This window comes from Mycobacterium sp. URHB0044, assembly GCF_000620625.1.
In the GTDB taxonomy this organism is placed as follows: Bacteria; Actinomycetota; Actinomycetes; order Mycobacteriales; family Mycobacteriaceae; genus Mycobacterium.
The window spans coordinates 515493-533313 of sequence record NZ_JIAW01000001.1; the positions used below are offsets into that span (position 1 = coordinate 515493).

A 17821-nucleotide genomic window follows, 5' to 3' on the forward strand; every position below is an offset into this window, starting at 1 on the left:
GCGCTTTCTCCTCAGTTATTTGGAACACACTGCATAACGGGTCGACGACCCTTCTGGAGCGGCTGTTTGCTCCCCACGGAGTGGATCCCCCGATCCTTTGCTGACCAGTTGTCAACTGCGTTGCTGAACGTCTGCAGAGAATATTACCGGGCGTCAGGAGGTGCTGCTGACACTTCTTCTTCAGGTGGGTCCACGTAGGCCGCCTGGATGACTTCCTTGCCATCCTGGGACCGTAGAAGTGCCTGGCCAGGAGGACGCCGCTTCAGCTTGAACTCGCTGGTCGGGAAGTCCATCTTCTCCCCCGACAAGAAGATCGTCGGCGAACCCGCGCCATACGCGGCGCCCACGAACTTGTCCATCGTCGATCGCTGGGCCTGGCTCATCTGGCAGGTGACGATGATGTGCAGCCCGATGTCCGCTGCTGCCGGCAACAGTGGCGTCAGCGGCGACATCGGGCCGAACGGTCCACCCGCGGCCACGACCATGTGCCAGTCATCGACGAGCAGGACCACTTCTGGTCCTTTCCACCACGACCGTGCCCGTAGCTGCGAGGTGGTCAGGTCAGCAGGTGGCAGGCGAACCTGCAAATTCGCCGCCAGGGCCTTGATCGCTTCCTCGAGAACCGCATTGTTCCTGTTGATCGCGAATGCATCGAGCAGGTGGCTCTGCGGCACGGCGTCCAGCAGCCCGGACCGGTAATCGGCCAGCATGAACCGCACCTGTTGCGGACTGTTGCGCGCGCAAATCGCCGAAGCGACGGCATGGGCAATGGTGGTCTTGCCCGACTTCGGTGCCCCGAAGATCAGTAGGTGCGGAGACGTATGCATCGCGGTGTAGGCCACCGACAGGTCGGACTCGCGGATGCCGAGGGGAATGGTCCACCTGGTGCGGTAGTCGGAGTCGGGTCCCGGCGGGGTGGGGTCGAGCTCGCGCAGATAGATGCGGTCGGGCAGCACCCTGACCTTCGGCGCCTCGTCGGTGTAAAGCGATCCGATGTGCTGCACTGCCGCGGTGATGGCGGGCACCATGTCGGTCGCACTGTGCACGCCGTCCAGCCGTGGCACCCCGATCATCAAATGGTGCTTCTCCATCGAGATGGCACGGCCGGGCCGGTTGACCGGAATCTCGCGGGTCATGCGGTCGATCTGCGTCTCGTTGATGTCGCCGAGGCGGAACTCGACCTTGGTGCCCAGGTAGTCACGGATGCGGGACTTCAGCTCCGTCCAACGCGGCGTCGAGATCACGGTATGCACGCCGAACGCCAGACCCTGACCGGCGATGTCCTGCACCACGGGCTCGAGGTCGGGAAACTCCGAGACGAATGCGGGCCAGCCGTCGATCACTAGGAACACGTCGCCGAACGGATCTGCTGACGCCGGGTGGTTCGGGTCGTCGCGCAGTTGGCGATACATCGCGATCGAGCCGACCCGATACTGCTTGAACGTCGCTTCTCGTTGGCGCAGAACGGCTTTCACTTCCGCCACCATTCGGCTGACCCGGTCGGGTTCGGACCGCGTGGCGACGCCGCCGACGTGCGGTAGGTCTTCCAGGTACATCAGTCCACCGCCACCCAGGTCGATGCAGTAGAACTGCACCTGACGCGGGGTGTGGGTGGCTGCCGCCGAGAGCATCATCGTCTGCAGGAACGTCGACTTGCCGGTCTGGGGCGCGCCGCCGATGGCGATGTTCCCGCCCGCCGCCGACACGTCGACGCCCCACACCTCCTGCTTGTGCCGGCGCGGTTCATCCATGATGCCGAGCCCGAAGCGCAACGGCCGACGCTGGTCACGCTCGACGAGTTCGTTGACCGGCGTCGGATCGGTCAACGGCGGCAACCACATTCGGTAGGCCCGGATCTCGCCGGTGGTCAACTGCTCGAGGACGACCTCGCGCAGTACCCGCTGTTCCTGCTCGAGTCCCGTCATGACGTCAAAGCCTCTGCGATCGGCGCCGCGGTGAACGGGCGGATCCGCACCTTGCTCACCGCAGCGTGTTTGGGCGCCACCTCACCGACCTCGTTCACCGGCGTCGGAACATAGTTGACACCGGTATAGACGCTCTGGAACTTCACCGGATCCTCCATGCCGACCCGTAAGAATCCGACGCCACTCTCCTTGTTCGTGATGTATTGCGCCTCAGGCGTTCCGATCACGGCCTTCGACTCGGCCGAACTGGTGGTCCGCAGGGCGATGCGATACGTGAGGTTCGGTTCCAGCTTGTCGATGCGGACGCCGCCCGTGTTGAGCGACTGCGTCGCGAGCAGCAGGTGCACGCGTAGCGATCGGCCGACGCGGCAGATGCGGTCGAACAGCGCAATGAAGTCGGGGTGGTTCTGCAGCAGTTCGGCGAACTCGTCGACGACGACGAAGAGCGTAGGCAGCGGCGCCAGTTCGGCGCCCCGCTCGCGGTGCTTCTCGTATTCCGCGACGCCCGACAACGCGCCGGCTGCACCGACCTGGATGCCCGCCTGGCGGAGGATCGACTGGCGACGGTCGAGCTCGCCGGTCAGCACCTCGCCCATGCGGCTGACGAGCTCGGCTTCCTCCTCCATGTTCGTCACGACCGCGGCGGTGTGCGGCAGCTTCTCCATGCCCAGGAACGTCGAACCGCCCTTGAAGTCGGTCAGCAGCAGATTGACCTGATCGGGGTGATGTGTCGCGGCTAGCGAAAGGATGAGCGTGCGAAGGAATTCCGACTTGCCGGAACCGGTGGTACCGATCAGCATGCCGTGCGGCCCCGCACCGAACTCGGCACCCTCCTTGATGTCGAGGTGCATGATGTCGCCGGTCTTGAGTTCGTGCCCGAACGGGATGCGCAAGCGGTCGTGGTCGAGATCGCTGAACATCCGCCAACGACTGGGCGTCACTTCCTCGATGGTCTGCGCACCGACCAATTGGTGCCACTCGGTGGCGACCTTCTTCTGCACTCGGGTGCTCTTGTCGATGATCGTGCCGGTGATCGACCAGCCCGCGAGCTTGCGCGCGATCCGGCCGGCTGCCGCCGGCGTCATCTTGTCGGTCACATTGGTCACCAAGCGGAAGGTCTGGTTGGGCAGGCGGTCGTCGGCGGTGCCGTCGGCATCGACCCGGATGCGGTAGCCCGAGCCGCGGTGGTTGCCCAGCGTGATGACGGTGACGCCGGCCCTGCCGTCGACGGGGAAGCCCGCCTTGCCACCGGTCAGGTCGATGACCACGACGTACGGACCGCTGGGCACCGAATCGGCGGTGTGCGGGCCGCGGGCGGTCAGATCACTGAGGCCGTCGGGCCTGGTGAACACCAGGCGCGTCGCACCTGAGGCGTCCGTGTCAGTCTGGTGCTGCGCGTGGGGCAACCACTTCAACCAACTCCAGTCGGGATCCTCGGGGTTGTCCGTCAGCACCCGGATCTGCAGCAGGTCCGGTGGATGGAACACGGCCAAGTGACAGATCATCGCGGTGAGCAGGCCCGCGGCGCCTGCTGGGTCGCCACCGACCGCGATGGTCGGAAAGCTGCGCAGCTGAATGAGTTTCGGGCAGTCGTGAATCAGGCCGTGGGTGCGCAGGAACTTGGTCACCCACATGTGACTGACCGGTTCGAGGTGCGGCTGGGGCGCCGCCTGCGGTCCCGCCAACTCGCCGCCGACGGCGGGTTTCAGCAGGCGGTCGACGGCCGGCTCCGCGCCGAGGCCGATTCGCGTCGCGGCGTAGAAGTCGTTGTTGGCCTGGCGCGACCACTGCCGGTTGGTCCCGATGATCGACAGCAGATCATCGGGATGCGGTGCGTGGTAGTTGAAGAACGTCACCTGAGCAGCGGCCGACGACGTCACGCGCGTCCGCAGCCCGGAGAGGTACCGCAGATACTCCTTGCGGTCGGCGTTGATCTCGGGCACCTTCTTGCCGCCCGACCCGCCGGCGCCCATGAAGCCGACGGTTCCCATGACCATCATCAGCGGCATCATCAACATGTACGGCGACAGTTGCCGCACGCCGGTGAAGATCATGATCGAGATCATTCCGATCATGCAGCCGCCCATCACCCACGGCATCGCCTTCTGGATTCCCGACGGCGGAATCTCGACGCCGAGGTCGTCGGGCGGCGTCACGTTGATCTCGCCCGGCGTCAGGCGCGGTCCGCGTTTGATGGTCGGAGTGAACTTCCTGGTGGTCATCTCCCACCTCCTGTCTGGGCCGCGGGGGCCGCCGGAACGGCGTTCGGATCGCCGACCTTGCGTGGATTCGGGTCCGCGGGCAGAGTGTCGTGTTCAAGCAGTGCCGCCTGTTTCGACAGCACCGGGCCGTCGACCAGCAGACCGACCACCTGCCACGGCGCGGTCTTGGGCGCCGACAACCCGAGTTTTTGGGCGGTCTCCTCGTCGGGCAGCCCATAGCGCACGCCCTGCGGGTCGATGTAGTAGAGGCTCTCGCCGTAGCGGGGATCCGGGGACTGCAACCGGATGTACTGACCCCCGTCGATGAACACCGTTGAGTCGCCGCCGATCTGGTCGATGCCGTTGTTCATCGATCCCGCACTGATAGGCAGGTGCCGCCCGGTGACGACGGTGGTCTTGGGCGACTGGTCGCCGGGTTCCCTCTGCCAGGACCAGCACAGCGTCGGCGCGTCCTCACGCAGTTGGATCTGCAGCGCCTTGTCGGGCAGCGGCGAGGTGTACACCTGCTCGGCGATCTTGGCGACGTCACTGGACTCCACCGACGGCGGGGAGACCAGTCCGTAGGAGTTGGTGGCGCGCAATGCCGCGGCCGTGGTGTCGTTGACCTTTGCCACTCCGTCGGGCAGCACGACATACTTCTGCTCGTCCGAGTCCGTGACGGTTTGGAACACCGAACCGATCACCAAATTCGGAGGCAGCCCAACGGTATTCGGCGCGCCGGCAGCCGGTACCTGCGGAAGCTGCCACGGGCCCCCGTTCGGCAGCGCGTTGAACAACCCCTCCGAGATGGGGGTGGCCCTGGCAGTCACCGGAATCCCGACGGCTGACGTCACCGCGCGGTCGGAGAGATCGATCGCATGCCTACCCGTCTCCGTGACCAACCAGTCCCTGTCCTGGTAGGACACCAGCACACCCTGGTCGGGGCGCATGGGCCCCACTGAAGCGTCGACCTTGAGCGGCAACACGATGACCGACGTATCCACCGTCGGCGCAACGCTTTCCGGCTTGGTGACGGTGTCGCACAGCGTCCACATGGACGCGGGTGGCCCCACCGGGGTGGCGTACGGGGCGCCGGGGATCCCGACGGGCTGTCCCTTCGGCATGCGGTTGAGCTCGTCGGACTTCACTGCGCTGGGTGTGCCCGCATTGCCGAGCACGAGCCGCGCCGAGGTCAGGTTGTACACCGGGTGCAGCAGATTGGTCCCGCCCATCACCACGTACAGCTGGTTGGTGGTCCGGTCGACCAGCAGGTTGTCGCCGCCGCGCTTGCCGAGCGGCTTGAAGTACGCCAACAACGCCGCACCGAGGCAGACCAGCACCGCGATGACGATGCCCAACGACACTGCGCGGCTGTAGAACTGGAGCGGATCGTCGAACATCCGGGTGTCGCGGCGCACGATGGCATGCTCGACGCGGCGGAGCAGGAAGCGCCAGCCGCTGACCTGGACCTTGGTGGTGAGCCGGAATCCTGCCATCGTCTAATCCACGATCGCTAGGCGGGCGTGCACGGCGTCGATCGCGTCGGCCATGTCTTCGCCGTTGATCTCACTGAGTTGTTCGACGCCGAGGCTGTCGAAGTCGACCGACCGCGCCAGACGCATGTCGCGGCACTGCTCGCCCGCCTCGACGAGCTGGCGGGCGTACCGACCGTTGCCCGCGATGTCGAGCGCGGGCTTGCCGTTGAGCGTCCGCTGGCTCAACAAGGTGGCCGCCTCCAGCACGCGCTTGCCTGCGTCCTCGTCCAGTGCTGAGTCGTTGGACGCCGCAAGCACCTTGGCGATCTCCACGATCTCTTCCGGCGAGTACGAGTCGAACTCGACGCGGGTCGAGAAGCGGGACCGCAGCCCGTCGTTGGACTCCAGCAGGCGGTCGATGTCGGCGCTGTAGCCGGCGATGATGACGACCAGGCGGTCACGGTCGTTCTCCATCCTGGCCAGCAGGGTGTCCAACGCCTCGGTGCCGAACGGATCGGCGCGGCCGTCGCGCTCCTGCACCAGCGTGTACGCCTCGTCGATGAAGAGCACTCCGCCGACGGCGCGGTCGATGGTGCGGGCGGTCTTCACGGACGACTGCCCCTCGTACTCGGCCACGAAGTCCTTGCGCGACGTCTCGACCAGCTTCGGCTCGGTGATGACGCCGAGGCCGGCGAGGATGTTGGCCACCACCCTGGCGATCGTGGTCTTACCGGTGCCCGGCGGTCCGGTGAAGATCATGTGCTTGGACTGCTGCGCCACCTTCATCCCGCGCGCGGCCCGCACCTTCGCCATTTGCGTTGCGGCCCGATATCTTTCGATCTGCTCCTTGACCCGGCTGAGCCCGATCTGGCGATCGAGTTCGGCCTGCGCGTCGGCGAGCAGCTTCTCCCGACCCGAGTTGTCGGCCTGGACACTCTTCGGGTCCCACGGATCCTTGCGCAGCGCGATCTGCTCTGCCGTCGTGGTCGGCAGTCGGTAGGTGGGATCCCTCAGTGCCGCAGTCACCTTGGGCTCCGGGTGAGTCGCCTGCAACCACTCCAGCAGCGCGACAGCCGACTCCTCGTTGCCCTGACTGCGCCGCGCCATCGCCAGATACCAGGCGATCGCGGTGTTGCACCCTTCGCCCGCGGGTGACGAATTCGCGTCCGTCAGGCGGCGATCCGCCTCGGTGAACAACCCGAGGTTCGCCGCCGCGACGCCGTGCGCGACGCCCCCGGCGGCGGCCAGGAACTTGTCCGGCCACGTGTTGGCCGCACTGCGCACCTCGTCGATGACGTCGGTCCAGCGTTCGGCGTACGCGTAGATCACGGCCTTGACCCATGCGATCAGGTGCTCCGCGCCGGTGGCCGGTGCGTCCTCGAGCGCTTCCATCGCGTCGGCGTAGTTGCCGCCCGCGGCTTCGTTGACGGCGAAGCCGAGGGTGATGGCCAGCGGCGAATTGACCGGATAGGTGATGTCGCCGAACGGCCCGCCGATGGGCACGCGTGCGTTCAGAGTGTTCATCGAGATCTCGGCAGCGCCGGCCAACTGGCCGAAGTTCGACCGCGAATACCAGGCGCGGAACAGCGTCACGCGGTCGGTGTCGCCGCAGCGGATGCGTCCCACCCAGCCGTCGCACGCGGTTTCGTCGAGCGTCGTGATCTCGGTGAACATTTCGAGGGACCGCGCAGGCGCCGTCGGCAACATGCCGACGGCGCTGCCGAACAGCCCGGCTAGTTGGTCAGTCATGGTTACTCGCATATCTGGTGGCGAACACCTGCAATCGGGCGGCTTCGGCTTGTTCGGGCGAGGGAAGGTCGAGATCTCTGGTCAGGAAGTCGTGCGTCGCGACGTCGTCGTGGCCTTGTTGGCGCATGCCGTCAAGCATGAAAGAGTACTGCGCGGATCTGGCGTCCTGGGTGGCCAGCTTGGCTATCACGACGATCTCGTCGGCGAGGTTCGATTCGGTCATCGTGGTTGCCTTCGGCGATAGATCGATGCGGTTGACTCGTCCATCCATGAAGGTAGTCACGGTGACGGTGCCGGGTGGGTTCGTCACGGTGAACAGCGGCGCGGGCGGTTCGCCAGGCGCATCGGTGTGGAGTGGATCGATCGCCTCGAGGACGTCGGCGGCCAGGTACTCGTCGTCGTCCACGGCGTATTCAGCGAGCACGTCGAGCACCGAGTCGCCTGCGCTGGTGTCGGGCGCGGAGAAGTCCAGCGCAGCTAGATCGTCGTGATCGTCGTCATCGGGATGGTGAGGCGGAGAGTCGTCCACCAGGGGATGCCTTTCAGTCCGTGTCGGAGGTCTCTGCGTCGTTCTTGTCGAACCAACCGCCTGACGGAAGGAACGCGAGCAGGCCGTCGAGTGCGCGTTGCAGGTTTTCGTTGGTTCCCGGCAGGAAGCTGCCGTACAACTCACCGTTGACCTTCCGCGGCAGCGACACGATGCGGCCCTTGGACGCATCGAGGACGCCGGCTGCCACGTCGGCCTGGGAGTACGTGCCGCCCGGGTGGCGCTCGTTGGCGGTGATCTCCACCCAGCTGGCCGGTGCGGCGATGAGGTCGGCGTACGTCCGCGCCGAGGCGGGGTTGATGCCGAACTGCGCCAACTGATTGGCGGTTCGCGAGTCGCCGAGCCGGCTTGCCGCGGCGGTGAGCGGTTCGACCTCGGCTGGGGTTGCCGAACCGAGGACGACGTTCACCATGGCGGCCAGACCGACCTGCGGCGCCACGCGCTGCAGCACCAGCATGTCGCCGTCGCGGGCGGCCACGACGTGCCGGGAACCCTTGCGGCACACCACGAAGCGCACCATCTTGCCGCCGACGTCGCGGCGCCACCAGCGGCCCTCGAGCGTGCGGTCGGCGCGGCTGAGGGTGTCGACCATGGCGGCGACCTCGGGATGGGGCTCGCCGAACACGTTCAGCACGCCTTGCGCAGTGAGGTCGCGGGTTACCTGGTCCCACACGATGTTGCGCAGTTCGAGCTGCGGAATGTTGGGCCGGATCCCCATGGAGGGCGGGAACTCCATCAGGTGCAGCTTGTCGGCGATGACGAGCATGCCGTCGATCGTGACCTCGACCCCGACGACGTCGTCGATGTGCGTGGTGCGGCCAGCGCCGCCCGGAGTGGTCATCGGGTTTGCATCCGGCCGCCGAGCCGGCCGCTGGCCAGCGAGTCGACCCGGTCGTACGCCGCGGCGGACAATTCCAAGTTGTCGGCCATTTCGTCCGAAACCCCCTCCCATTCCGAGCCGGCGGCGCGGCGTGCGTTCTGCACGGCCTCCACCGCGGCAGCCGTGGCCCACGAGATCACCCCGTGCGTCACCCGTACTGAAGTATCCACACCGTCGGCGACCTGCGCCGCGGACCGGATTTCGCCGGCCGCTTGCCGCTGTTTGGCCGCCAGCTCCAGTAGGTACGTGGTCGTAACACGCAGATCGCCAGACATGTAGATCCCCTTCGTAATCATCTTCCTATGGCGTTGGCGTCGGCGGCGGCCCGATCGGATTTTCTCCGGCAAACGTAACCGTGCCGGGTCTGCCGAGACGGGCTACGTCGACGTCCACGGGCGGGCGCTCACCGTCGGTTCCGGCCTCGCCCGACTTGGCCTCCTCAGGCCGGGCTTCCTCGTCGGGTACGCCGTCCCCGTCCTCGTCCTTTGTCTCGTCTTCCTCTTCCTCGTCGGGCTCGTCCTCGTCCCGTTTTTCGGCGTCCCGCTTTTCGGCCTCTTCCTGCAGGGCCGCCCGAACCGCCTCCTTGATCAGCGCCATGGGTATGCCGGGTGCCGGAGCCATCGGAGCAGCGCCCGCACTCATCGGCGGCGGCGCAGCAGCCGGCGAGGCACCCATCGCCGCAGGCGCCGGACCGCTGCTCGGCGTCTCGAACTCCGCCACGGGCGCCGCCTCGGGTATGGCGGTCGGCGGCGCGGCTGGAGCACCACCGCTCGCGGGCGGCCCGCCACCGCTATTCGCGCCCGATGCGCCCGGACCCCCGCCGGGTGCAACGAAACCAGTTGGAGCGTCGAGCTTTTCGTCCACCGCAGGCGCCGGCGCCTCTTCGGGATGCTCTTCCTCCGGCGTCTCGTCCGGCACGTCTTCGTCCGACGGGGGTGGAGGGTTCCGATCTGGTGGCGTCTTGGCGATGTTCGCGCTCGGCGCGGCGTCTCCGTAGCGGTCGGCGAGCTGCTGTAGGGCCGCCGCGTTGGCGTCGACCTCGGAGGAGAGCTGGTAGAGCTCGATCGAGCTGCTGCCTACTGCGACGAGCACCGCCTGCGCGTCGGCCGCAGCCTTCAAGCTCCGGCCGACGCCTGGGACGAGCCCGAGCGCGGACGTCACCAGACCCATGTCGGCAAGCCAGTTGTACCAGTCGTCGAGCCTGCCCCGGTGCATGCCGACCTGGAAGGCCTCGGCGGCGAGCACGCGGTGCACGTCGTGGTCGACGGTTGTCATGTTCTCGATCCGTGCCATCTGTTCGACGTTCCGAGCCGAGTAGGACTGGGCTCCCTCGCCCGACCAGCTGGGGCTGGGTTGCGCGGACCCCAACGTCGCAATGGCATCGAGCCCGCGCACACCCGCTTGGCCGAACCGCTCGCCGTCCTCGGGGGTACCAACGCCGGTGGTCAGCTTCATGCCGGCGATGACCAACTGACCGCCTTCGAGGATCACAGAGTCGGCCGCCCGCAGAGATTCCTTCGCGCCCGCGCCGCCGACGACCGCTTTGCCGGTCGCCCATACCGCTTTGCCGAAGCTCTCCAGCTTGCCCAGCAGGCCCATGCCTTGCACCCCCTCGCCGAATGCGAGCGTACCAGCGGATCGGTGGCTCCCAGTGCACCAATTTGACGGCGACGGGCGCTGTACGAGCGTTCGGTAAATCTCTCTGGCCTGGTCATATGGCGAAGTACGGGCGCATCAGAATTTTGGGCATCGGGCGTGCATCGCAGCCGTCCTGCCTACGTCGACACCGCGCGCACGGGCGGGGTGACATTGTCCGATGGCTCCGGGTGGGCGCGTCTGAGGTGCGTAAATCATGTTTGCTGCACGCCGCACATCACCCGCGGAGCCGGGGAGTTCGGACGACGACGACCAGGCGTGGTTGATACTTGATTGAAGGCCGAGAGTCGCATCGTCCGATTCCAGGGAAGGGAGCAATGGTGCCGTGACCGAGCGCGACGACGCCCTGCGCCGACAACTCGGCTGGACCGGGCCCGAGGAAACCGACTACGAGCCCCCGTCGAAGCCCGCCGAACCGACGTTCACCCCGGCGGCGACGCCCCTGCCATCCCGACCGCCGGTCGACTTCGTCCCGGCCGACGACCCGGCAGAGCCCGAGCCTGCCGCTCCGCCGCGCCCCGCTCCGGAACCCTCCCCCGAGCCCGATCGTCCGCCAACCGGCGGCTTCCGCGCGCCACCGCTCCGCTACGGCCCTTCGCCAGGGCCACCGCCACAGCAGAGCCCGCCTCAACCGCCAGCCCCACCCCAACATCCGAGCCCACCCCAACCGTCGAGCCAGCAGCAGTGGGGTCAGCAGCCGCCCGGCTGGCAGCAGCAACGAGGCCAACGGCCGCCCGCTCCGCCCCCGCCGCCCCCCGGTTCCTGGCCATCCCAGCAGTACGGTCCGGACTCCCGCGTCGCCCCGCCGCCACCAACAGGGTCCTACGCGGACCGGATCATTCGCGACGAACTCGTTCCAGCCAAACAGATTCCGCCATCGCGAGGGTGGCGCTTGGCGCTCTACCGGCTCACGTTCGGGATGGTCAATCTCGGCCAGTCCCCAGACGAGCAGCGCCAGGCCGAACTGGAGGCGCGGATCAAGGCCCCCTTGCGCGGCCACTTCAAGATCGGCGTGATGGGCAAGGGCGGCGTCGGCAAGACCACGGTGTCGGCCAGCCTCGGGTCGATCTTCGCGGAGCTGCGTCAGGACGATCGGGTGGTCGCGATCGACGCGGACACGGCGTTCGGCAAGCTCGGCAGCCGCGTCGACCCAAAGGCGATGGGTTCCTACTGGGAGCTCGCCGGCGATCAGCACCTCGAGACGTTCGCCGACGTGCGCAGCCGGGTCGGCAACAACGCGGCGGGTCTGTTCGTGCTGGCCGGTGAGGCGAGTCCGGCCCGACGGCGTGTCCTCGACCCCGCGATCTACCGGGAGGCCACGGCGCGACTGGACCGGCACTTCACGATCTCGATCGTCGACTGCAGTTCGACCATGGACACGCCCGTCACCCAGGAAGTGCTGCGGGATCTGGACGCGTTGATCGTCGTCTCGTCGCCGTGGGTGGACGGAGCCGCCGCGGCGGGCCAGACGATGGACTGGTTGGCCAACCGCGGACTGACCGGTCTGCTGCAGCGCACCGTCGTCGTCCTGAATGACTCGGATGGGCACGCCGACAAACGCACCCGCGCGATCCTCGCCCAGCAGTTCGCCGGCCAGGGGCAGGCCGTGGTGGAGGTCCCATTCGACGGGCACCTGCGGCCTGGTGGCGTCATCGACCGCACGACGGAGATGTCCCCCGCAACGCGGCGGAAATTCCTCGAGATCGCTGCCGCGCTCGCCGAGCACTTCCCAACCAGCGACGACCGCGAACGCACCCGCGATCGGTTCTAGCGTTCAGCGCCAGTCGATCTGAGCGACGAGCGACTCGATCAGCTCCGCCTCCGCGGCGGCTACCGGATGTTCCGCCTCGGCGGCGATGATGGCCTCCTCGGGTACGCCCGACGCCTGCGCGGTCTCGCCAATGGTGAGGTTGGCGCGGCGGCGGGCGGCATACAGCCGCTGACCCAATGTCGCCGTCGGAGCCGTCGCACCGAGAAGCGTGAGCTCGTCCATCTGGCGGCGCACGGTGCTCAATGCCTTCAACAGTGGAGGCGTCAGCCGCCCGATGCGCGCCGCGCGCGCCGCCACCGCCTCGAGCTGACGCAGGTCGGTCAGGATCGCGGTGACCCGCGGGGTGAAGTCGGGGTCGTCGACCGGCGGCAGCGAGCCGATCGTGGCGCCAAGGGTGTTGACCGCCGCTTCGACGGCTTGGGCGATCAGCGAGACCTCGTCGCCGCCGGGCAAGGCCTGCGCCGGTTCGGCCGCCGCAACGGATCCGCCCCGCCTGATCCGCGCGATGGTTCCCGGCGGCCACTGGAGCACCTCTTCCAGCTTCGCCCGGGTGCGTTCGCGTGGCCAGCTGCGCCCCTTCTCGAAGGCGATGAGTGCACCGGCGTTGATGATGCCGTCGGCGGCGAGGCTGCGCTGGCTGATGTCGAGCTCCCGGCGTCTCGCCGCGGCGGCGGCGCCCGCGCGCGCCATGCCCGGGTCCACCTCGACGGAGGTGTCGACGTCGTTGTCGGCGCTGACCAAACCGGGTGCCTCCTGCCTGCGCGCGGCCCAGCATCATTCTGCTGCACCGCTACGTTGTCGCCTTACTTTAGCCGGGTTACCGGTCGCTGAGAACCGTTGCATGTTTCTAGTTTGAACTGTGTCGCAGCCACCGCTGCGATCCTCTGTTCGAACCACCAGGTGACGCGCAAGGGCGCCGCCTGCGCTTTGGCCTGTGGCCCGCCAGGGGCAACTCTGTAGCACCAAACTGTTGCATCGCTACAGTTGTTGCTATACATTCGCTTCCATCGCGCCGGCACGACCGGGCGCAGGACTGAAGGAGCGGAACATGAACGCAGTGGGCCTGGACGGGCTGCCGATCGGCGAATGCACCCGCAATCCGGAGCGCTGGACATCGGCTGCCGACGACGAGGCCAAGAGCATCTGCCGGCTGTGCCCGCGTCGGTGGGCGTGCGCACGCGACGCGGTCGAGCTTCCGCACGCCGAGGGACTGTGGGCCGGCATCGTGATCCCGGAAGGCGGTCGCGGCCGCACTTTCGCGCTGCGCCAGCTCCGGTCCTTGGCCGAGCGCAACGGTTACTCCGTCCGCACGCGGCGGCTCTTCCTGGAGTCGGCCTGACCGCTCGCCTCGCCGCCGATCGAGGGGACGGCGGCGCGGCGGACGGAACGGAATACGCCGGCGCGCAATGCGGTTAGGATAAGTCGACGGTGTCGTGCAATGCCCCGGGTACCACCCCAGAAATGTCGCCTAGAGCGACCACATGCCGAGAGGCGCACTGCCGGCATCGTCACCCGAGCCGCCGACGCGAAAGCGCCGGCGGCTCGGTTCGTTAGCACGGCCCCAATGGATTCCGTGCCTGTGGATGAATGTGCTTCACCGTCGGACCCCAGCCCTACCGTGACGCCATGACGTACTGGATCAACACCGTCAGCCGCGGCCACGTGCAGCGCGGCGTGGCCGGCGGTTTCACGCAAGCCAACCATGGCAATCCGCAGGCACTGCGCAAGATGGCACGGGGTGACTGGATCGCCTTCTATTCACCAAAGACCGACTATCCCGACGGTGCGCCGCTGCAGGCGTTCACGGCAATCGGTCAGGTCATCGACGACGAGGTGTATCAGGCCGACCTCGACCCCGAGTTCAAGCCGTGGCGACGGCGGGTCGAGTTCCTGCCCTGTTCGGAGACACCCATCCGCCCGTTGCTCGACGACCTGGACTTCGTGATCGACAAGGCGCGCTGGGGCTTCCGGTTCCGGGCCGGGGTGTTCGCCGTCGACGAGCACGACTTCGAGGTGATCCGAGCCGCGATGACGGAGGCCGTCAAGGTCTAGTCTGGACGGGTGAGCAACACCGAGGTGGCGCCAGACGAAGTCGCTTGTGGTGCTTCACCATTCGTTGGTGTGCTGCATCCGCGCGACGTTCCGCTCGGCGGACCGCGGGCTATCCGGGTGCGTCGGACGCTTCCGCAACGCGAACGCTCGCTGATCGGCGCTGGCGCCGGCATCTGCCACTCGGAGGTGTCGGTGCCTGGTTCGAAGCCTGCCGCCCGCGTTCTGCACGGCGTCCAGTTGTGGGTGGCCCTTCCCGATGCCGACCGCGACGCGGGTCGCGACTTCGCGCACTACGTCCCGTCTCCACTCGCCGTAAACGGTGCGCGGGTCCGTGTCTTCCTCGGTGAGCTGGCCGGCGCCCGATCGCCGGTTCGTACCTTCACACCGCTGCTTGGCGCCCAGGTCGATCTGAGTCCAGGCGCGACGGTCTCATTCGACGTCGACCCGTCGTTCGAGCACGGGGTACTCCTCGACCAGGGCACCGTGGAAGCGGGTGGCGTCGAACTCGACGTGGCCGATCTCTGGTACCAGTCGCCGGGCCACGATTCCGTCGTGCTGACCAACCGCGAGCAACGACCGGCACGCGTCCTGCTGCTCGGTGGACCACCGTTCGGTGAGCAGCTGGTCATGTGGTGGAACTTCGTCGTCCGCAGTCACGACGAGATCGTCGAGTACCGCCAGCTCTGGCAGAACGCCGACGATCGCTTCGGCGCGGTGTCGGGGTATCCGGGTCCTCGGCTGCCGGCCCCGCCACTGCCGAACGGCAAATTGCGGCCCCGCGGATGACCCACATGGGCGCACCTGCGCAAACGCCAGTTTTGCCAGTTCAGGCCCTGGCAACGAGTTCCGCCGTTCGACGGGCCGGTTCAACTGCGCAAATGAGATTTCGAGCAATCTAGATCAGTAATTTACGTCTTGGAATCAGTTTTTCTCAGTCTGCGAATCCGCCCATATGGTGCGCATATCGTTGTACTTTCGCCCTACGTCGAGCTCACGGCGGATTGATCAAACGCATACTCCCGCCTCTCGGGTGCGTGCGCGCATTTCGATCCCGAGGAGATGATGATGATGGCGCTCATGGGGACGTGCCGCATCTACCGCCCGGATCCGACCCACGTCGGCGAAGTCGAGCAGTGGGGTCGGGCACGAGCGAGCGCAACTGCCAGTGCGAACCTGGTGGTGATTTCCGTTTGCGGCGAAGTGGATGCCAGCAACGGCATGGACTTCGCCGGTTACGTCGAACGCCACGCCGCCCTCGCAGGCACACTCGTCCTGGACTTGAGTGCGGTGAACTTCTTCGGCACCGCAGGTCTCACGGCCCTCCGGCGGATCGACCTGTGCTGCGACCGCATCCGCTGGAAGTTGGTCGCCAGCTCAGCGGTACAGCGGGTACTTCGCGTCTGTCACGCCGACGACCTGCCGCAGGCCCGAAGCGCTGCCGCGGCGCTTCGGCAACTGGGCCGGTACACCGACGAAGCAGCCGTGCTGGTCACCTCTCGCAGCTAGGCTCCACGACCGCCGCGAGCTTCGCGCTCGCGCGTCGATATCGTCATGTGCAATGACGACCCCGCTGCCGCCCGCGTACTTCCTGTCCGACGGCGCCTCCTTCGCTCCGACACCGCTCGCGAACGGGCCGTGGGGCTCGTCGATCAGCGGAAACTTCGTCGGCGGCCTCCTCGGCCACGTCGTCGAGCGCGATACCGGCGACCCTGAACTGCAGCCCGCCCGGCTGACCGTCGACCTGCTGCGGCCAGCCGCCATGGCACCTGTGCAGGTCCGGACGTCGATCGTCCGTCGCGGCCGGCGCCTCGTCCTCGTCGAGGCGGAGATGACGCAGTCGGACACGGTGGTGGCCAAGGCGAGCGCGTTGTTCCTGCGCAAGGGTGAGCAGCCGCCGGGGGCGGTCTGGACATCGCAGGTCGCCATGCCTCCGGTTCCGGCGGAACCCGACGGTCCGCTCGACGCGGTGCCGATGATGGTTTGGGCCTACGGCAAGAAGCGCGACGTCGCCGGACTGAGCTTCGATCTGAGTGAATGGCAGCACGACGGACCGAAGTTCGTGTGGCTGCGGGACATCAAACCGCTGGTCGACGGTCAGCCGATGACGGCTTTCACCCGCGCCGCGATGGCCGGGGACGTCGCCAGCTCGCTCACCCACTACGGCACCCACGGGCTGCACTACATCAACGCCGACTACACGGTGACGCTGAGCAGATTGCCCGACGGCCCGGACATCGGGCTGGCCGCGCTGACGCACTCCAGCCACGGCGGCGTCGCGACGGGCACGGCGGCCATGTTCGACCGCACGGGACCGGTCGGCACCGCCACTGCCACCGCGCTGGCCAATCCCGGTTTCAGCCCGCGCTCCGCGGGCTGACTCGGCGGTCAGCCGGTCGGCTCGCCGGCCTGTTTGGCGGACTCCACGTCTGGCGTGTCGGTCGTCTTCTCGTGGCCGCCGTCGTCGGCGCTCGACGCGGTTGGATCCCGCTCGTCGAACGAGTCGCCCTCGTCGTCGTAGATTCCCTTACCGCGTGGCATCTGCGTGGGATGCCCATCCCCGCGCACGCCAAACCACCTCGCGCTTCAGCGCGGTTTCAGCACGACCACGGGAATTTCGCGTTCCGTCCAACTCTGGTAGTTGTCGAAGTCGGCATATACGTCAACGAGCTTGGGCCACAACCGTTCCCGCTCCACCGGATCGGCCGTGACCGCGTGCACCGCGCGACGGTCGGCTCCGATCTCGACCAACGTGTCCGGGTTAGCAGTCAGGTTGCGATACCACTGCGGGTGTTCAGGGCGCCCGCCCTGCGACGCGACGATCACCACGTCGGCCCCGTCGAACATGTACAGCAGCGGCGTGACGAACACCCTGCCCGACTTGCGGCCCCGATGCTCTAGCAGCAACGTGGGCACCGGCTTGCGGAAGCCGGCACCGATGCGCCACTTCCCGCCGACCCGCCCGCTCGTCCGGCGATAGACCCAAACATGCACTTTGCCTGCGTATTTGAAGATCTTCGGCAGCAGCGGCGAGTCCAACTGCTTGGGGCGGTCCTGCGGCATCAGAGATACTGCGCCGTCGACCCGGACACCGGCATCTCGGGCATCCCGAGCTTGCGGTGGTCCCAGCTGCGCGTACGGGTGGGCACCACGCGCACGGCGACGCGGTTGTTCATCATCTGGTCGACGAAGGGCCGCATGTCTTCGCTGTACGGGCCGGTGTAGCGCTCCCACACGCTGATCCCAACGCGCAGAAGCAGATCCGGGTCGCTGTCGACGATTTCGGCGCGGCCCTCGATCGACACGCCGCGCAGCGTGTCGTACGTCTTGCCGTCCTCGATCATCACGGTGAGGGTCGGGTCGCGGCGCAGGTTCACCGCCTTCTGCGACTTGGCCTTGGTCTCGAACCAGATCTCGCCGTCGAGGACGGCGTACCACATGGCCACCAGATGCGGCTTGCCGTCGGCCGACAGCGTCGCCATGGTCGCGGTGCGGCTGTGATCGATGAATTCGACGATCTCGTCGTCGCTCATGACGATCTTGCCGCGCTCGTTCTTTCCCACGTCGT

18 protein-coding genes are annotated in these 17821 nt (G+C 67.2%); 6 read left to right on the top strand and 12 right to left on the bottom strand.

The genetic code is table 11. The features are described from left to right. Positions 1 to 143: 143 nt before the first annotated feature. Genes eccCb through N536_RS0102515 form a run of 8 tightly spaced genes read right to left on the bottom strand, consistent with a single transcriptional unit; the run spans position 144 to position 10376 of the window. Positions 144 to 1925 carry a type VII secretion protein EccCb gene (gene eccCb / locus N536_RS0102480; RefSeq protein WP_029112157.1) on the bottom strand — a complete coding sequence of 594 codons (1782 nt, stop codon included), beginning with the start codon at positions 1923 to 1925 and terminating at the stop codon, positions 144 to 146. Beyond that, on the bottom strand, positions 1922 to 4147 hold the full coding sequence (eccCa, locus tag N536_RS0102485; protein ID WP_029112158.1) for a type VII secretion protein EccCa: 2226 nt from the start codon (positions 4145 to 4147) through the stop codon (positions 1922 to 1924). Before eccCa ends, eccCb begins: the two co-directional genes overlap by 4 nt. Next, positions 4144 to 5622, bottom strand: coding sequence for a type VII secretion protein EccB (gene eccB / locus N536_RS0102490; protein WP_029112159.1), 1479 nt, complete (start codon positions 5620 to 5622; stop codon positions 4144 to 4146). Before eccB ends, eccCa begins: the two co-directional genes overlap by 4 nt. 3 nt (positions 5623 to 5625) lie before the next feature. After that, a complete protein-coding gene (gene eccA, locus N536_RS0102495; protein WP_029112160.1) occupies positions 5626 to 7350 on the bottom strand; it encodes a type VII secretion AAA-ATPase EccA in 1725 nt (574 codons plus the stop codon). Continuing rightward, positions 7343 to 7879, bottom strand: a complete 537-nt coding sequence (locus N536_RS0102500; RefSeq protein ID WP_029112161.1) for a hypothetical protein — start codon at positions 7877 to 7879, stop codon at positions 7343 to 7345. Before N536_RS0102500 ends, eccA begins: the two co-directional genes overlap by 8 nt. 13 nt (positions 7880 to 7892) lie before the next feature. Then, positions 7893 to 8738, bottom strand: a complete 846-nt coding sequence (locus N536_RS0102505; RefSeq protein WP_029112162.1) for an ESX secretion-associated protein EspG — start codon at positions 8736 to 8738, stop codon at positions 7893 to 7895. Then, positions 8735 to 9052: an ESX-1 secretion-associated protein gene (locus N536_RS0102510; RefSeq protein ID WP_029112163.1), complete on the bottom strand. Its 318-nt coding sequence runs from the start codon at positions 9050 to 9052 to the stop codon at positions 8735 to 8737. Before N536_RS0102510 ends, N536_RS0102505 begins: the two co-directional genes overlap by 4 nt. Positions 9053 to 9077: 25 nt before the next feature. Continuing rightward, the gene (locus N536_RS0102515; protein ID WP_029112164.1) at positions 9078 to 10376 is read right to left on the bottom strand and encodes an EspA/EspE family type VII secretion system effector; all 1299 of its coding nucleotides are present in this window, start codon (positions 10374 to 10376) and stop codon (positions 9078 to 9080) included. Positions 10377 to 10758: 382 nt separating this feature from the next. Here N536_RS0102515 and N536_RS41185 point away from each other — a divergent pair, with 382 nt between their 5' ends. Next, on the top strand, positions 10759 to 12204 hold the full coding sequence (locus tag N536_RS41185) for a MinD/ParA family protein (protein WP_029112165.1): 1446 nt from the start codon (positions 10759 to 10761) through the stop codon (positions 12202 to 12204). A 3-nt stretch (positions 12205 to 12207) separates the two neighbouring features. On the opposite strand, the gene N536_RS0102525 is transcribed toward N536_RS41185, so the two are convergent. Continuing rightward, complete coding sequence (locus N536_RS0102525; RefSeq protein ID WP_029112166.1) at positions 12208 to 12945, bottom strand: hypothetical protein; 738 nt, start codon at positions 12943 to 12945, stop codon at positions 12208 to 12210. Positions 12946 to 13252: 307 nt separating this feature from the next. Between N536_RS0102525 and N536_RS0102530 the strand changes: the two genes are divergently transcribed. From N536_RS0102530 to N536_RS0102550, 5 genes are all read left to right on the top strand, one after another. Further along, complete coding sequence (locus N536_RS0102530; protein WP_029112167.1) at positions 13253 to 13543, top strand: WhiB family transcriptional regulator; 291 nt, start codon at positions 13253 to 13255, stop codon at positions 13541 to 13543. 287 nt (positions 13544 to 13830) lie between these two features. Next, positions 13831 to 14256 carry an EVE domain-containing protein gene (locus tag N536_RS0102535; RefSeq protein ID WP_029112168.1) on the top strand — a complete coding sequence of 142 codons (426 nt, stop codon included), beginning with the start codon at positions 13831 to 13833 and terminating at the stop codon, positions 14254 to 14256. A gap of 9 nt (positions 14257 to 14265) precedes the next feature. After that, positions 14266 to 15042 carry a pirin family protein gene (locus N536_RS0102540; protein ID WP_029112169.1) on the top strand — a complete coding sequence of 259 codons (777 nt, stop codon included), beginning with the start codon at positions 14266 to 14268 and terminating at the stop codon, positions 15040 to 15042. A 279-nt stretch (positions 15043 to 15321) separates the two neighbouring features. Next, the gene (locus tag N536_RS0102545) at positions 15322 to 15762 is read left to right on the top strand and encodes an STAS domain-containing protein (protein WP_197040046.1); all 441 of its coding nucleotides are present in this window, start codon (positions 15322 to 15324) and stop codon (positions 15760 to 15762) included. Between the two features lie 52 nt (positions 15763 to 15814). After that, on the top strand, positions 15815 to 16633 hold the full coding sequence (locus N536_RS0102550; RefSeq protein WP_029112171.1) for a thioesterase family protein: 819 nt from the start codon (positions 15815 to 15817) through the stop codon (positions 16631 to 16633). 8 nt (positions 16634 to 16641) lie between these two features. Here N536_RS0102550 and N536_RS42020 read toward each other — a convergent pair whose 3' ends face one another. The 3 genes from N536_RS42020 to N536_RS0102565 are packed head-to-tail and all read right to left on the bottom strand — an operon-like array spanning position 16642 to position 17816. Then, the gene (locus N536_RS42020) at positions 16642 to 16821 is read right to left on the bottom strand and encodes a hypothetical protein (protein WP_155948387.1); all 180 of its coding nucleotides are present in this window, start codon (positions 16819 to 16821) and stop codon (positions 16642 to 16644) included. Positions 16822 to 16839: 18 nt separating this feature from the next. Beyond that, a complete protein-coding gene (locus N536_RS0102560) occupies positions 16840 to 17316 on the bottom strand; it encodes a nitroreductase family deazaflavin-dependent oxidoreductase (protein ID WP_081809011.1) in 477 nt (158 codons plus the stop codon). Continuing rightward, the gene (locus tag N536_RS0102565) at positions 17316 to 17816 is read right to left on the bottom strand and encodes a pyridoxamine 5'-phosphate oxidase family protein (protein ID WP_029112173.1); all 501 of its coding nucleotides are present in this window, start codon (positions 17814 to 17816) and stop codon (positions 17316 to 17318) included. Before N536_RS0102565 ends, N536_RS0102560 begins: the two co-directional genes overlap by 1 nt. Positions 17817 to 17821 lie beyond the last annotated feature (5 nt).

Coding starts and splice junctions, on each gene's coding strand:
- eccCb (WP_029112157.1), bottom strand. CDS start 1,925: ATGACGGGACTCGAGCAGGAACAGCGGGTACTGCGCGAGGTCGTCCTC.
- eccCa (WP_029112158.1), bottom strand. CDS start 4,147: ATGACCACCAGGAAGTTCACTCCGACCATCAAACGCGGACCGCGCCTG.
- eccB (WP_029112159.1), bottom strand. CDS start 5,622: ATGGCAGGATTCCGGCTCACCACCAAGGTCCAGGTCAGCGGCTGGCGC.
- eccA (WP_029112160.1), bottom strand. CDS start 7,350: ATGACTGACCAACTAGCCGGGCTGTTCGGCAGCGCCGTCGGCATGTTG.
- N536_RS0102505 (WP_029112162.1), bottom strand. CDS start 8,738: ATGACCACTCCGGGCGGCGCTGGCCGCACCACGCACATCGACGACGTC.
- N536_RS0102510 (WP_029112163.1), bottom strand. CDS start 9,052: ATGTCTGGCGATCTGCGTGTTACGACCACGTACCTACTGGAGCTGGCG.
- N536_RS0102515 (WP_029112164.1), bottom strand. CDS start 10,376: ATGGGCCTGCTGGGCAAGCTGGAGAGCTTCGGCAAAGCGGTATGGGCG.
- N536_RS0102530 (WP_029112167.1), top strand. CDS start 13,253: ATGAACGCAGTGGGCCTGGACGGGCTGCCGATCGGCGAATGCACCCGC.
- N536_RS0102535 (WP_029112168.1), top strand. CDS start 13,831: ATGACGTACTGGATCAACACCGTCAGCCGCGGCCACGTGCAGCGCGGC.
- N536_RS0102545 (WP_197040046.1), top strand. CDS start 15,322: ATGATGGCGCTCATGGGGACGTGCCGCATCTACCGCCCGGATCCGACC.
- N536_RS0102550 (WP_029112171.1), top strand. CDS start 15,815: ATGACGACCCCGCTGCCGCCCGCGTACTTCCTGTCCGACGGCGCCTCC.
- N536_RS0102560 (WP_081809011.1), bottom strand. CDS start 17,316: ATGCCGCAGGACCGCCCCAAGCAGTTGGACTCGCCGCTGCTGCCGAAG.